Source organism: Labedaea rhizosphaerae (genome assembly GCF_004362825.1).
Classification (GTDB): domain Bacteria; phylum Actinomycetota; class Actinomycetes; order Mycobacteriales; family Pseudonocardiaceae; genus Labedaea; species Labedaea rhizosphaerae.
In genome coordinates, this window is the sequence record NZ_SNXZ01000007.1 from 48,899 (window position 1) to 62,235 (window position 13,337).

Here is a 13,337-nt window from a genome sequence, read left to right on the forward strand (position 1 = left end):
GTTCAGTTGTGACTGATGGTGTGTTTGGCCTGGACCACTGTCAAGGCGCCCCTTGGGTTCTGTCCCGTTGTCATGCCCGCGGCTCGAACACACGGCGCTTCGCCCGGTTTCGTGGCCCGTCAACGGCATCGCGCTGACACGAACCCGGCGCGGACACCGATCTAGCAGCAAGGACCGATCCCGCTGTGAGGAGTCGAGATGCCTGGATCCGATCGGTACGAGCACTTCCTCGCCCTGCACACCCGGGACGAGGGGCTCGTCATGCCGAACGCGTGGGACGGCGTGTCGGCGCTCCTGCTCGCCGACGCGGGGTTCGAGGCGCTCGGCACGTCCTCGGCCGCGTTGGCGGCGACGCTCGGCCGGGTCGACGGGCGGCACGCGATCAGCCGAGAAGAGCACCTCGACAACGCACGGCTGATCGCGCGGTTGAGCGGACTGCCGGTCAACGGCGACTTCGAGGACGGCTACGGCGAAACCCTCGACGAGGTGGCGGTCACGGTCGAGGCCGCCGTCGAGGCCGGGCTCGCGGGGATCGGCATCGAGGACTCCACCGGCGACCCGGACGACCCGATCCGGCCATTCGACGACGCCGTGGACCGGGTCCGGAGCGCCGTCGCGGCGGCGAACGGCCGCATTGTCGTGACCGGCCGGACCGACAACTTCTACCAGGGCCGCGACGACCTGGACGACACGATCCGGCGGCTGACCGCGTTCGCCGAAGTCGGTGCGGACGTGCTGTACGCGCCGTTCCCGCCCGACCTCGCCACGGTGGTGGCGATCGTGAAAGCGGTGGCGCCCAAGCCGGTCAACGTCGTCGTGTCGCCTGTGGACAAGGTCCTGACGGTCGGCGAACTGCGGCAGGCGGGTGTCAAGCGGATCAGCCTCGGCAAAGCGCTGTACACCCAAGCGATGTCGGCGTTGGGCGAGGCCGCCGCCGCGCTCGCGCGGGGCGACATGGCCGCGGCGACCGCAGGCGGACGGCGGTTCCCGCTCGACCGACTGCTGCAGCGGTGATCACCCGAGCAGGTCCCAGCGATTTCCCGCTATGTCACGGAAGACGACGACCCGGCCGTAGGGCTCGGTCCGGGGCTCGGTGACGAACTCGACCCCGGCCGCCCGCATCTGTTGGTAGCTGGCGTCGAAGTCGTCGACGCGCAGGAAGAAGCCGACCCGACCGGCGTGCTGGTTGCCGATCGCGGCGCGCTGGTCGTCGCCGTCGGCCTGGGCGAGGAGGATGCCGGTCTGCGCTCCCGGCGGACGGACGACCACCCAGCGCTTGGGGCGGCCGTCATTGGTCAGCGAAGGGGAGTCCTCGGCCAGCTCGAATCCCAGCACGCCGGTGAAGAAGGCGATCGCCTCGTCGTAGTCCTCGACGATGATCGCGGTGAGCTGCAGGTAAACCATGCCGCAACGATTCCACCTCCTGGATAGGGTCGCGCAATGCCCTCGCTGCAGCTGCTGGACGCCGCGCACGCGCCCGCGATCCTGGCGTTCGAACGGGCGAACCGCGCCTACTTCGCCCGCTTCATCACCGATCGCGGTGACGACTACTTCGAGCGGTTCGCCGACCGGTTCGACGCCCTGCTGGCCGAGCAGGAAGCCGGGATCTGCGCCTTCCACGTGCTCGTCGCCGAGGACGGCTCGGTCCTCGGCCGGTTCAACATCGTCGACATGGAAGACCACGAAGCCGAACTCGGCTACCGGGTCGCGGAGCACGTGGCCGGTCGCGGCGTGGCGACCGCGACGGTCAAGCAGCTGTGCGGGCTGGCGGCCGATCGGCTCGGCCTGCATGTGTTGCGGGCGGCCACCTCGAGCCGCAACGCCGCGTCCGCGCGGGTGCTGATCAAGGCCGGGTTCGTGCCCGTCGGCCCGGCCGACCCGGCGCACGTCGGCGGCGAGCCGGGCACCTGGTACCAGCGCGACCTACTGGATGAGCCCCAGCACTAGGTAACCGTCCACACGCGACACCTGAGCGGTGTCCGGGTCGGGCGGGAGCGGGTGCCCGAGCGCGTCGGCGCGGACCTCGCCGATCCACTGGTCGTGCTGGTACTCGTGGTTGACCAGGGCGGTCAGCAGATGGGTGGCGACGATCGCCAGTTGGGCCGGTGCCGCGACCCGGCCGCCCGCGATGTCGGTCATGCGGGCGTGCACGCGTTCGGCCACCTTGGTGCGGAACGCGGTGAGCCGTTCGACGGTGGGCAACGCCCCGCGGAAGCGTTCCGGCCGCGCGGAGTCCATCAGGGAATCCAGCTCGGGATCGGGGCTGGGCTCGGCCGCGGTGAGGTTGCGGACCATGAAATGCGCGACGTGCGCCTGGTGGCCCAGGTGCCAGCCGATCGCGCTGGAGTCCTCGTGCGGCCGCCAGACCAGCTCGTCCGGGCTCAGGTCCTGCCACAGCTGGTCGGTGTAGGACCGGGCGCGGTCGTACTCGCGCAGCAGTGCTTGTACCTCGTGCATGGTGATCCCTTCGGGTCGTCGGTGTGGCCGGCCCGCGTGCGGTGGGCCGGCCACACCTCGCGTCAGGTCCCAGCCTGCACCGGCGTGCCGGTGTCCGTGAGCCCGTTCAGCGCGCGCGGCAACGGGTCCAGGTGCAGGACGCCGAGGCGCTGGGTGGCACGGGTGAGCGCGACGTAGAGCTCGGCCGCGCCCCGCGGGCCGTCGGCGAGGATCTGCTCCGGCTCGACGACCAGCACGGCGTCGAACTCCAGGCCCTTGGTCTCCGAGGCGGGCACCGCGCCCGGCACCGTGTCGCCGATCCCGGGCGGTCCGATCACCACACTGGTGCCCTCGCGGCCTTCCTCCTCCCGTCGGAACTCTTCGACCGCCGCGGGCAGTTCGTCCGCGCTGACCTGCCGGGACCACGGCCGCACCCCGCACGCGCGGACCGAGTCCGGCGGCTGCACCTCGGGCGCGAACTCGGCCAGCAGCGCGGCCGCGACGGTCATGATCTCCGCCGGGGTGCGGTAGTTGACCGTCAGTGACCGGTAGGCCCAGCGGCCGGGGACGTACCGGTCGAGCATCGCCGCCCACGAGGTGGCCCCGGCCGCCGACCGGCGCTGGGCGAGGTCGCCCACCACGGTGAACGAGCGGGCGGGGCACCGGCGCATGAGCACCCGCCAGTCCATTTCGGACAGTTCCTGGGCCTCGTCGACCACGACGTGGCGGTAGGTCCAGTCCCGGTCCGCGCTGGCCCGCTCGACCAGGTCGCGGGTGTCCTGCACGCCGAACCGGTCGGCCAGGTCCTCGGCGTAGAGCAGGTTCTCCGCGGTCAGGCCGATGTCCTCGTCCAGCTCCTCGCGGTCCAGCCGGAGCTGGTCGATCACGTGCGCGGCGTACTCCGCCTCGGCCTTCTGCTCGCGCTGGACGGCCCGCTCGGCCGCCTTGTCGGCGGCCTTGTCCCGGCCCAGCAGGTCGACCAGCTCGTCGAGCAGCGGCACGTCCGACACCGTCCACGCGGCGCCGTCGGCGCGCAGCAGCGCCTCGTCGGCACCGGCCGCGCGCAGCCGCTCGGGGGAGCTGTAGAGCGGGGCCAGCAGCGCCTCGGGGGTCAGGATCGGCCAGAGCTCGTCCAGTGCGGCCGTGAAGTCCTCGTCCGTGGCGAGCTCCTTGAGCAGCTCGCCACGCATCTCCTCCCAGCCTTCGCGGTCGGCCCGGGTCAGCCAGCCGCGGCCGATCCGGGCGATCGCCCGTTCGGTCAGCACGTAGGTGATGATCTCCGTGAACACCGAGCGGGCCTCGTTGTGCGGCAACCCACTCGCCCGCGCCTCCTCACGCGCCCATTGCGCGGTCTCGGCGTCGATGCGCACCGTCGCGGTGCCCAGGGTGATCGGCAACGGCTGCGCGGGCAGCCGCTGGCGGTCGGCGATCGCCGCGGTGAGGACATCCACCATCTTCAGCGAACCCTTGAGCCGCGCCACATCCGGCTCGTCCTCGGCGGTGACGTGCAGACCCGGCACCAGGTCGCCGGTGGTCATGAAGACCACATCGGACTCACCCAGCGAGGGCAGCACCCGCCCGATGTGGTTCAGGAACGCCGGGTTGGGGCCGACCACGAGCACGCCGTGGCGTTCCATCCGCTCGCGCTGCGTGTACATCAGGTACGCGACGCGGTGCAGCGCCACCACGGTCTTGCCGGTGCCCGGGCCGCCCTCGATCACCAGCACGCCGGGGTGGTCGAGGCGGATGATCTCGTCCTGCTCGGACTGGATCGTGGCAACGATGTCGCGCATGCCCTCGCCGCGCGGCGCGTTGACCGCCGCGAGCAGGGCCGCGTCCCCCTGCACCTCGCCGGTCGGGCGGCCCAGCACCTCGTCGGTGAAGTCGAGGACCTGGCGGCCGCGGGTGTGGAACTGGCGGCGCCTGCGCACGTTCTCGGGGTGCGCGCCGGTCGCGACGTAGAACGCGCGCGACGCCGGCGCCCGCCAGTCGAGCAGCACCGGTTCGTAGTCGTGCTCCTCGTCGAAAATGCCGATCCGCCCGATGTAGGAATGGTCCCCGGAAATGCTGTCCAACCGGCCGAAACACAAGCCGTTGTCGGCCACGTCCAGCCGCTTGACCTCACGGGCGAGGGCACGCACCTCGAAGTCGCGTTCCATGGGCGTGCCGCCGGTGCCACCCAGCGCCGCGGTGAACTTGGCCTTCACCCGCGCGCGCTCCGCGTCGAGGCGTGCGTAGAGCCCGGCCACGTAGGCGCGCTCGGACCGCAATTCGTCTTCGTACCCCAGAGTTGACACATGCCCCTCACAGCGGTTAATCTGATGTTAGAAGCGGCGGGTGCTCCATTGGCTATGGAGGGCACGCCGACTTTTTATTGTCTCCTTCCTGTCAAGCCCCGTGGATTTCAGCTCGCCCGGCGCCGGAGTTTCTTGTCCTGGATCGCCGGGGTCGGGTCGATGTAGAAGTCGCCCGCGTGCACGTCGATGCCCGGCGGCACGATCTCGTCGATGCGGTCCAGGATGTCGTCGGTGAGCCGCACGTCGGCCCCGGCCAGCAGGTCCGCCAGCTGTTCCGGCCGCCGCGGCCCGATCAGCACCGAGGTGACCGCCGGGTGGGCCTGGACGAACGCGATCGCCAGGTGCGCCAGCGGCAGCCCGGCCTCCTGGGCGAGCCGGCGCAACTGCTCCACCGCCTCGGCTTTCGCCCGCACCCCCGGCTGCTCGAGGTCGAACATCTTCGCCCCGAGCCCGGCGTTGCGGTGCCCTGCGGTCGGGTCGGCCCGGCCGGACAACCAGCCGGAGTTCAGCGGTCCGAATGTGAGCACCCCCATGCCGTAGCGCTGGGCCGTGGGCAGCACCCGGGCCTCGATGCCGCGGGTGAGGATCGAGTAGGGCGGCTGCTCGGTGCGGAAGCGGTGGTGCCCGCGGCGCTCGGCGGTCCACTGGGCCTCCACGATCTCCTCCGGGGCGAAGAACGAGCCGCCGATCGCGCGCACCTTCCCGGCCCGGACGAGATCGGACAGCGCGCCCAGCGTCTCGTCGATGTCGGTCGCCGGGTCCGGCCGGTGCAGTTGGTACAAATCGAGGTAGTCGGTGCCCAGCCGCCTGAGGCTGTCCTCCACCGCCCGCCGGATCCAGCGCGGCGAAGCGCCGCGGCCCTTGTCCATCGGCAAGCCGAACTTGGTGGCCAGCACCACGTCGTCGCGCCGCCCGCGCAGGGCCTTGCCGACGATGACCTCGGACTCGCCGCCCGAGTAGACGTCGGCCGTGTCGACGAAGTCGATGCCCGCGTCGAGCGCCGCGTGGATCATGCGCACGGACTCGTCGTGGTCGGTGTTGCCCATCGCGCCGAACATCATCGTGCCGAGGGCGTATTCGCTGACCGAGATGCCGGTGCCGCCGAGAACCCTGTGTTCCATTTCGCTGTTCCCTTCTGTCGTCCCTGCCCAGACGACCAGGTCCGGCGCTCTCGTGGCAGTCATCGCTCGACCGGGGGTCTGGCAGTACCCCTCACGTGCGCTTCGGCGGCTTTACGCTGGTAGCCGTGACAGGGCCGCCGAACAACGACCTCCGGGACTTCCTGCGCTCTCGCCGCGCCATGCTCAGCCCCGCCGAGGCGGGGCTCCCCGAGTACGGCGGCGCCCGCCGGGTTCCGGGCCTGCGCCGCGAGGAGGTGGCGCTGCTGGCGGGCGTGAGCGTGGACTACTACGTCCGGCTGGAACGCGGCCGCACGGCGAACGTCTCCGAGTCGGTGCTGGACGCCGTAGCGCGGGCCTTGCGCCTGAACGACCTGGAACGCGCGCACCTGTTCACCCTCGCGAAACCCAGCCGGTCGCGCCCGCGGTCGGTGCCGCCCCAGGTCGTCCGCCCCGGCCTGCGGCTGCTGATCGAGAGCATCACCGAGGTCCCGGTCCTGGTCCTGGGCCGGCGTCTGGACGTCCTGGCCGCGAACTCCCTGGCCAAGGCCTTGTACGTCGACTTCGACGCCCTGCCACCGCGCTTCCGCAACATGGCACGGCTGGTCTTCCTGGACGACGGCTTCCGCACCCTGTACAAGGACTGGCCCGGCGCGGCCCGCGGCATCGTGGCAACGCTGCGCTTGTACGCCGGTCGCCACCCCCACGACGCGGCGTTGGCGGAACTGGTCGGCGACCTGTCGGTGCACGACCCGGACTTCCGCCGCTGGTGGGCCGACCACGATGTGTACGAACGCACCCACGGCGTGAAGCACTACCAGCACCCGCTGGTGGGCGAGCTGGTGCTGGGTTACGAAGCGTTCACGCCTTTGGACGATCCGGAGCAGCGGCTGGGTCTGTCCACGGTGGAGCCGGGCTCGGTGTCGGAGGAACGGTTGCGGCTGCTGGCCAGCTGGACGTCCCAGGCCGCGGTGGACCGGTAGGGCCCAGCAAATGAGCGCCACCAGCGAGACCAAGTGACCGAACCCACCACTGAGATCCCCGGACCACCCGGAACTCTCGCGAGGAGGAACCCGATGCGTCATCGCGCGTACGTGGCCCAGGTCGGTGCGGAGAACGCGGAACTGCTCGCCAAGCGGAGCAGAACCGCTTGGCTCGCCTCGGAATACCGGCCGATGGACCTGGGCGACGGCCGCATCTCGCTGAGCGAAGAGGCCCTGGGCGCCGCACGCGAACTGGGCGAGGAAGAAGACGGCGCGATCACCGAGGACGCCGAGGGCCTGCGCATCTGGGTGGGCGACGACGCGTTCGAACTGATCCCGGAACTCTGACGACGGCTGCCCGCCGTGCTCCACCATGATGGCACCAGTGGTCAGTCGACGATGGGGAGCGCGCCGTGCCTGAACTGCCCGAAGTCGAGTCGGCCCGCGCCGTGATCGAGCGGGCGGGGTTGGACCGGCGGATCGTCGACGTGGACGACTCCGACAGCTGGGTGTGCCGTCCGCACAGTCCGGGGGAGATCCGGTCGGCCCTGCTCGGGCGAGCGCTGGTGGCCGCGCACCGGCGTGGCAAGTCGATGTGGTGTGACACGTCGGCGGATGCCGGTGGCACGGACGGCTCGCCCGTGCTGGGTGTGCACCTGGGCATGTCCGGGAAGATCGTGGTGGCCGACGCCGACGGCGGCGAGGTCGACGGCGGTGACTACTGGGAGGGCCGGCGCCTGGCGGGGGACTACCGGTGGTCGCGGTTCTCCCTCACCTTCGCCGACGGCGGGCGGCTGATGCTGGTGGACCCGCGGCGCCTGGGCCGGATCGTGCTCGACCCGGACGTCGACCGGCTCGGACCGGACGCGGCGACGATCTCACCCGCTCGGTTCCACGCGGCCCTGTCGTCCGGGACGGCGCCGGTCAAGGCTCGGTTGCTCGACCAGCACGCCGTGGCCGGCATCGGCAACCTGCTGGCCGACGAGATCCTCTGGCGGGCCCGGATCAACCCGGCGCGGCCCGTGGACGAGCTGACCCGGCCGGAACGCACGAGGATCCTGCGCGCGCTGCGCAAGTCGGTCGGGGACGCCCTCGCCGACGGTGGCGTGCACACGCTGTCCGTCATCCCGTTCCGGCACGCCGGTGCCCGGTGCCCGCGCGACGGCGCACCGATGGCCCGCAGCACGGTCGGCGGCCGCACCAGCTGGTGGTGCACCGTCGAACAGCCACTCCCGGCGGGCAAACGATGACCTTGCGAGGACTCAGAGCCACCCCCGGGCTTTGGCGTTCATCCCGGCCTGGAAGCGGGTCGTGGCGTTGAGCTCGGTCATCAGGCGCTGGACGCGGCGCTGGGTCGTGCGGGGGCTCCAGCCCAGGGCGCGGCCGATGCCGGCGTCGGTCTGACCGGCGGCGAGCAGGGTGAGCAGCGTGGTCGTCTCCGGGTCGACGTCCGGGGCCGGCTCGGTCAGCGCCTCGGAGATGGGAACCGCGCGGTCCCACTCCGCTTCGAAGAGCGTCACGAGGGCGTCCAGCAGCGCCGACGCGTGGATGATGTAGGCCGCGTCGATGACGTGCGGCGAGGTGCTGATGGGGATCACCGCCACGGCTTCGTCGGCCATCACCATCTTGATCGGCAGACGCGGGCGCACCCGGGAGCGTTCGCCGTGCTGGCCGCTGACCAGGATGTCGTTGGTCAGCCGGCCGGGGACGGCGATCGCCTGGCGGTCGTAGATCACGCGGTAGGCGATGCCGGCCTTGAGGCGCTGCCGTTCGGACTCGAGGTTCTCGCCGGGCACGCTGACGTAGGGCGGCCGGTCGAAGCCGCGGATCTGGGTGCGTGCCTCGTCCTGCAGCCGCCGCACGCGCACGCCGATGTTCTCCGCCCCGGTGACGACCTCGACCAGTTCGGCCGGGTGGGTGAACCGGCTGGCTTCCCGGTGCACGGTCATCAGATCTTCGATCACCGCGCGGGCGCGGCGCAGCTCAGCCGAGCGCTCGGCGGCGACCGCGCCGAGGGCGATGTCGGGTGCCGCCGCGAGGTAGCGAGCGGGCTGGCCCGGCACCCGGCTGGCCATGCCGCTCGCGGTGAGCCGCGCGAGTGCGCGCGTCACCTGCTGGGCGGAAAGTCCGCATTGCTCGGCCAAGTCCGCGCTGCGGGTGCGTGGGTGGGCGAGCAACGCCGTGTACACCGTCGCGTCGACGGAGGGGATTCCCAGAACGTCGAGGTCCCGCAATTGCTGGCGTGAACCCGCCACCTGGCGACTATTGGTCATGGTGGCTATCTTGCGCCAGGCCGAGGGCTCCTGCGAAATTGATCCGACGACTTCCCCGTCCCCCGATCCGAAAGGGAGCCTGGTGCCCCGAGCCACGACGCTCCGCCGCGCGCTGGTCGCAGTCGCGGCCGCGACCACCCTCTCCGGCCTCGCCGTTCCCCCGGCCACCGCGGCCCCGCCGGACGAGCAAGCGCCACCCGCCAGACATGTCGCGATGCCCGACGGCGGCAGCATCACCGTCGGCCCCGACGGCACCGCGACCCGCATCGACGCCCACGGCAAGACCCTTGCGAAGACCGTGCTCGCGCTTCCCCAAGGCAGCTCCGGGCTCGGCAGCCTCGCGCCTGCCGACGACAGCGTCCGCGCCGCGTTCGCCCGCGCCACCACGCCCGCGCAACCCGCCGACGTCCTCGTCCAGCTCGCCGGCTCGACCACGGTCACCGGTGCCCCGCTCGGGGCCGGCCGCCGTGCGGCCAAGACGTCGGACACCGGCGTCAACGCGGCGTTCGGCAAGGTCGGCGCCACGTCGGTCGAACCGGTTTTCCCCGGCGTCACCGACGTTCCCGCGCTCGCGAAGACCGTGCTCGTGCACCTGTCGGGCCACGACCCCGACACCGCCGCGAAGACGCTCGCCGCGACGCCCGGCGTGGTGAGCGCGCAGCCGAACCGCCGCGCCGCCACGATGTCGATCGGTGCCGTGCCGGTACCGCAGCCCGCCGTCAAGTCGGCGAAACTGCCGCAGGCGCACAAGAACCCGCCCGCCGGGCTGCCCGCGAACTACGGGGTGACGTCGTCCGCCCAGAGCTACCTCAACGCCGGCGGCACCAACGCGCTCGGCGCGTACGCGTTGCTGGGCAAGTACGGCCAGCTGCCCGGCACCGGCGAGATCATCACCAACGTCTCCCTCGGCGACCTCACCGACCAGGGCATGGCCGACGCCGGTGACGCCTACGTCCAGTCCAACGGCCCGACCACAGTCGTCCGCGACGGCCAGCGCTACCTCGACATCCCGTCGATGCCGCTGATCCCGACCTACACCGCGGACGCCGCCGGCCACCTCGACCCGGTCGGTTCGGTCGAGAACCAGGACGCCGCGCTCGGCGAGGTCCTGCTGGACTTCGGCGTGATGGCGCCGCTGCCGCACGAGCGCCAGCGCGCGGACGCCCAGGGCGCCGGCTTCACCGACCTGCTCGGCATCGCGCCGGGCGCGCAGTACCGGCTGGTCGTGCCGAAGGAGCCGACGATCGACCAGATCTCGGTGGCGCTGCTCGCGGCCGCGCGCCAGACGCCGCGCCCGGACGTGATCACCGCGAGCCTCGGCATGGGCACCGACAGCGTCGGCTTCCCCGGCCGCTACCTCGAGGACGACCCGGTGGCGCAGGCGGTGATCACGACGATCGTGCGGCAGTACCACATCGTCGTCACCATCTCGTCCAACGACGGCACGCGGCTGTACACCCCGGCCGCCGTCGGCCCGGACGGCGGCAGCACACCGACCGACGTGACCGAGGACGTCCACGCGACCACGGACATCGGCGACGACCAGTTCTCCACCGCGCCCACCAAGGTGCTCGACTCCGGCGCGATCGCGGTCGGCGGCACCACGCTGGACGACACGCTCGCCGTGTCCCAGCAGGCCGGCGGTGCCGCCGCGCACAACCCCACGTTCGCGACCACCCGCACCGACGGCGGCGGGGGCTTCTCCTCGGGCTTCGGCACGCGTGTCGACGTGTCGGCGCCCAGCGACGGGATCCTCGTCGTCGAGCACAGCCAGCACGGGGGAGCGCAGGACGTCACGCCGGTGCTCAACGGCGGCACGTCGGCGTCGGCGCCGATGACCGCGGCCGCCGCGGCGGTGGTGCTGCAGTCGGCGAAGCTCACCGGCCGCTCGCTGAGCCCGGCTGAGGTCCGGTCGTTGCTGCAGCGCACCGCGCGCCCGGTGGCATCGCCGCCGCAGATGGACCGGCCGGTCACGGTCGGCCCGCAGCTCGACGTGACCGCGGCCGTCCAGTCCGTGCTCGGCGGGCACGCCGCCCCGGCGATCGCCCGGCTTTCGGTGGCCCACCGCGTGACCATCGGCGGCCTCGGCGGCTCCTACCTGGAGAACGCCGATGGCGGCCGGATCGACCTCGACACGGACGGCACGGGGCAGGGCCTCGCCGGCCCGGTCACCGTCGGCGCCGACGTGGTCGGCGCGCCCGCCAAGGCGTCGTACGCGCTGCAGGTCAACGGCCACGAGTTCACCTCGACCGTCCCGGCGGTGCGGCTGACCCCAAGGGAAATCCTCGCCGCGGCCGGGCTTCCGATCGTGTCCACAGAGGACCGCTCGGTGCCGGTCACGTTCGAGGTGCGCTCCGGTCCCCGGGTGGTGGCTTCTGCTTCGCAGACGCTGACGTTCGGGCCCAGCGACGGCACGTATGCCGAAGGGCTCGCCCCGGTCGCGCCGGCGTCCGTGCCGGCCGGGCAGGCGGTGACGGTGCACTACGACCTGACCGGCGTGCGGGACCTGTCGAACCCGCAGGTGGTCGTGTCGACCCTCGGGCACTGGAACCCCGCCAGCGCACCGATTTTCGGCACCGGGTTCGTGGCACCGTTGTCCGCCACGTCGGGTGACGTCGTCGTGCCGGCGTCCGCGTTCGCGGGCGGCGCGGGGATCTACGGGATCGGGATCGTCCAGCGGTCGGTCACCGGCAACGCCGGCAACCCCACGTACGGCGAGTTCACCGCGATCCGCGTCGGCGGTCCTGCCCAGCGGCCGGAGGCGCCGATCCTCACGGCGGGTGGCGCGTCCGGCCACTTCGCCGAGATCACCCGTGCGGCACCGGGCTTCTCGCTCGGCTACGACGTGCGTGGCGTGCCGGGGGCGACCGGTGCGGCGGTGGAGTTCTCGGCGCCCGCGCCGACGCTGTACAACGCGCTCAACACCGTCACCAACGCCAACGGTGATCGTCGCGACCAAGGTGGACCGAGCGCGGGATCCGTTGCCTACCAGCAGCTTCCGGCTCGCAGTGGCACCGCGCGGCTCGACGCGGTGCAGCTCGGCCTCGGCGGTTCGCTCGACTACAACGTGCGGGTGTTCGCGACCGACCGGAACGGGAAGGTGGTGGGCCAGGCGTCGCCGACGTCGTTGCTCGTGCTCGACGACGGGTACGCGCCGGGCGACACTGTGGTGACGAGCTTCGCCGCCCAGTCGGCGGGCACGTCGTACGTCGCGTTGCGGGAGCCGGGCGGCGGTGAATCGGTGCGCGAGTACGACGCCGCGCACGGGACCTACGGTGCGGTGCTGGCCAGCGACGGCTCGAACAGCGACGCGTACCAGGTGCTCGGCGCGGGCGCCGACCGGCTGGTGCTGCTGCACGTGACGCCCGCGGGGTGGACCGTCGAGACGTACGACACCGGGTCTCGGCAGCGCATTGCCGCCGTGACGGCCGAGGGCTACTCGGTGTCGGGCGGCCGCGTCGACCCGGCCCGGCACCGCGCGGCGCTGCTGGCCAAGCGGACGTCGGACAACACCGACTTCGTGCTTCCGGTGGCGTTGGCCGACGGCGCGCTCGGCACGCCGCTGCTCGCGGATCCGCCGGGTGCGGTCGTGGGCGGGTTCAAGATGATCACGCTGGACCCGGCCACCGGGCTGGTCTACCTCGCGCGCGCAGGCAGCGGCCTGATCTGCTTCGGCGCGGGCGCGGCGTCCGTGGTGGCGGTGGACCTCGACGCGAGCACGACACGGCTGTCCGACGGCGGCAGCGTGTGCGCCAACGGGCTGGCGTTCGACGACGGCGCGAACAAGCTGTACGAGACCGTCTACCGGTCGGTGAGCCTCAACATCGTGGGCACCACCTCGCTCGGTTCGGTCGACGGCGGCACGCTGGCGTCGGGCGGTTCGGTGACCGTGCGCCAGCAGCAGTCGGCGTTCCTGGCCGTCGACGGGGTGCACCACCTGGCGCTGGTCGCCTTCCGCACGCCGCCGGTGATCTCGCAGTTCGGCAAGGTGGGCGGGCTGATCACCGACAACAACGCCACCAGCCAGTTCGCGGTGATCGACCTGGCGACCGGCAAGCAGGTGTCGGTGGTGTCCGGCCTGAACTTCGTGTCGAGCCCCTTCGGCGGCGAGGTCAGCTCCCAGACCGAACGTTCGGCCCAGCTCGACCCGGCCACCCGCACCGGCTGGGTGCCCTCCGCCGATGGGAGGCAGCTGCAGCAGTTCCGGTACTGACCCACGCGCACCCGGCG

11 protein-coding genes are annotated in these 13,337 nt (G+C 72.0%); 6 read left to right on the forward strand and 5 right to left on the reverse strand.

All coding sequences use genetic code 11. The features are described from left to right. The first annotated feature begins 198 nt into the window (after positions 1–198). Positions 199–1,014, forward strand: coding sequence for an isocitrate lyase/PEP mutase family protein (locus tag EV186_RS31625; RefSeq protein WP_133853183.1), 816 nt, complete (start codon positions 199–201; stop codon positions 1,012–1,014). On the opposite strand, the gene EV186_RS31630 is transcribed toward EV186_RS31625, so the two are convergent. Then, entirely contained in the window at positions 1,015–1,404 is a 390-nt protein-coding gene (locus EV186_RS31630; protein WP_133853184.1) for a VOC family protein, read from the reverse strand. Positions 1,405–1,440: 36 nt separating this feature from the next. Here EV186_RS31630 and EV186_RS31635 point away from each other — a divergent pair, with 36 nt between their 5' ends. After that, positions 1,441–1,947, forward strand: coding sequence for a GNAT family N-acetyltransferase (locus EV186_RS31635; RefSeq protein ID WP_133853185.1), 507 nt, complete (start codon positions 1,441–1,443; stop codon positions 1,945–1,947). Here the strand turns inward: EV186_RS31635 and EV186_RS31640 are convergent. The 3 genes from EV186_RS31640 to EV186_RS31650 form a co-directional block, all read right to left on the reverse strand. Then, positions 1,924–2,457 carry a DinB family protein gene (locus EV186_RS31640; protein WP_133853186.1) on the reverse strand — a complete coding sequence of 178 codons (534 nt, stop codon included), beginning with the start codon at positions 2,455–2,457 and terminating at the stop codon, positions 1,924–1,926. The two genes, EV186_RS31635 and EV186_RS31640, sit on opposite strands and share 24 nt — an antisense overlap. 62 nt (positions 2,458–2,519) lie before the next feature. Beyond that, a complete protein-coding gene (helR, locus tag EV186_RS31645; RefSeq protein WP_208115882.1) occupies positions 2,520–4,733 on the reverse strand; it encodes an RNA polymerase recycling motor ATPase HelR in 2,214 nt (737 codons plus the stop codon). 107 nt (positions 4,734–4,840) lie between these two features. Then, the gene (locus tag EV186_RS31650; RefSeq protein ID WP_133853188.1) at positions 4,841–5,854 is read right to left on the reverse strand and encodes an aldo/keto reductase; all 1,014 of its coding nucleotides are present in this window, start codon (positions 5,852–5,854) and stop codon (positions 4,841–4,843) included. 125 nt (positions 5,855–5,979) lie between these two features. On the opposite strand from EV186_RS31650, the gene EV186_RS31655 reads away from it, so the two are divergent. The 3 genes from EV186_RS31655 (at position 5,980) to EV186_RS31665 (ending at position 8,084) form a co-directional block, all read left to right on the forward strand. Continuing rightward, complete coding sequence (locus EV186_RS31655; RefSeq protein WP_133853189.1) at positions 5,980–6,834, forward strand: helix-turn-helix domain-containing protein; 855 nt, start codon at positions 5,980–5,982, stop codon at positions 6,832–6,834. Between the two features lie 93 nt (positions 6,835–6,927). After that, the gene (locus EV186_RS31660) at positions 6,928–7,182 is read left to right on the forward strand and encodes a hypothetical protein (RefSeq protein WP_133853190.1); all 255 of its coding nucleotides are present in this window, start codon (positions 6,928–6,930) and stop codon (positions 7,180–7,182) included. 65 nt (positions 7,183–7,247) lie between these two features. Continuing rightward, positions 7,248–8,084: an Fpg/Nei family DNA glycosylase gene (locus EV186_RS31665; RefSeq protein ID WP_133853191.1), complete on the forward strand. Its 837-nt coding sequence runs from the start codon at positions 7,248–7,250 to the stop codon at positions 8,082–8,084. A 12-nt stretch (positions 8,085–8,096) separates the two neighbouring features. Here the strand turns inward: EV186_RS31665 and EV186_RS31670 are convergent, their stop codons facing one another. Next, complete coding sequence (locus EV186_RS31670; RefSeq protein ID WP_166659418.1) at positions 8,097–9,107, reverse strand: helix-turn-helix domain-containing protein; 1,011 nt, start codon at positions 9,105–9,107, stop codon at positions 8,097–8,099. Positions 9,108–9,189: 82 nt separating this feature from the next. Between EV186_RS31670 and EV186_RS31675 the strand changes: the two genes are divergently transcribed. Continuing rightward, complete coding sequence (locus tag EV186_RS31675; RefSeq protein WP_166659419.1) at positions 9,190–13,320, forward strand: S8 family serine peptidase; 4,131 nt, start codon at positions 9,190–9,192, stop codon at positions 13,318–13,320. Positions 13,321–13,337: the final 17 nt, after the last annotated feature.

Excerpts from the sequence above, each read along its gene's own strand:
- EV186_RS31625 (WP_133853183.1), top strand. The coding sequence starts at position 199 with ATGCCTGGATCCGATCGGTACGAGCACTTCCTCGCCCTGCACACCCGG.
- EV186_RS31630 (WP_133853184.1), bottom strand. The coding sequence starts at position 1,404 with ATGGTTTACCTGCAGCTCACCGCGATCATCGTCGAGGACTACGACGAG.
- EV186_RS31635 (WP_133853185.1), top strand. The coding sequence starts at position 1,441 with ATGCCCTCGCTGCAGCTGCTGGACGCCGCGCACGCGCCCGCGATCCTG.
- EV186_RS31640 (WP_133853186.1), bottom strand. The coding sequence starts at position 2,457 with ATGCACGAGGTACAAGCACTGCTGCGCGAGTACGACCGCGCCCGGTCC.
- EV186_RS31650 (WP_133853188.1), bottom strand. The coding sequence starts at position 5,854 with ATGGAACACAGGGTTCTCGGCGGCACCGGCATCTCGGTCAGCGAATAC.
- EV186_RS31660 (WP_133853190.1), top strand. The coding sequence starts at position 6,928 with ATGCGTCATCGCGCGTACGTGGCCCAGGTCGGTGCGGAGAACGCGGAA.
- EV186_RS31670 (WP_166659418.1), bottom strand. The coding sequence starts at position 9,107 with ATGACCAATAGTCGCCAGGTGGCGGGTTCACGCCAGCAATTGCGGGAC.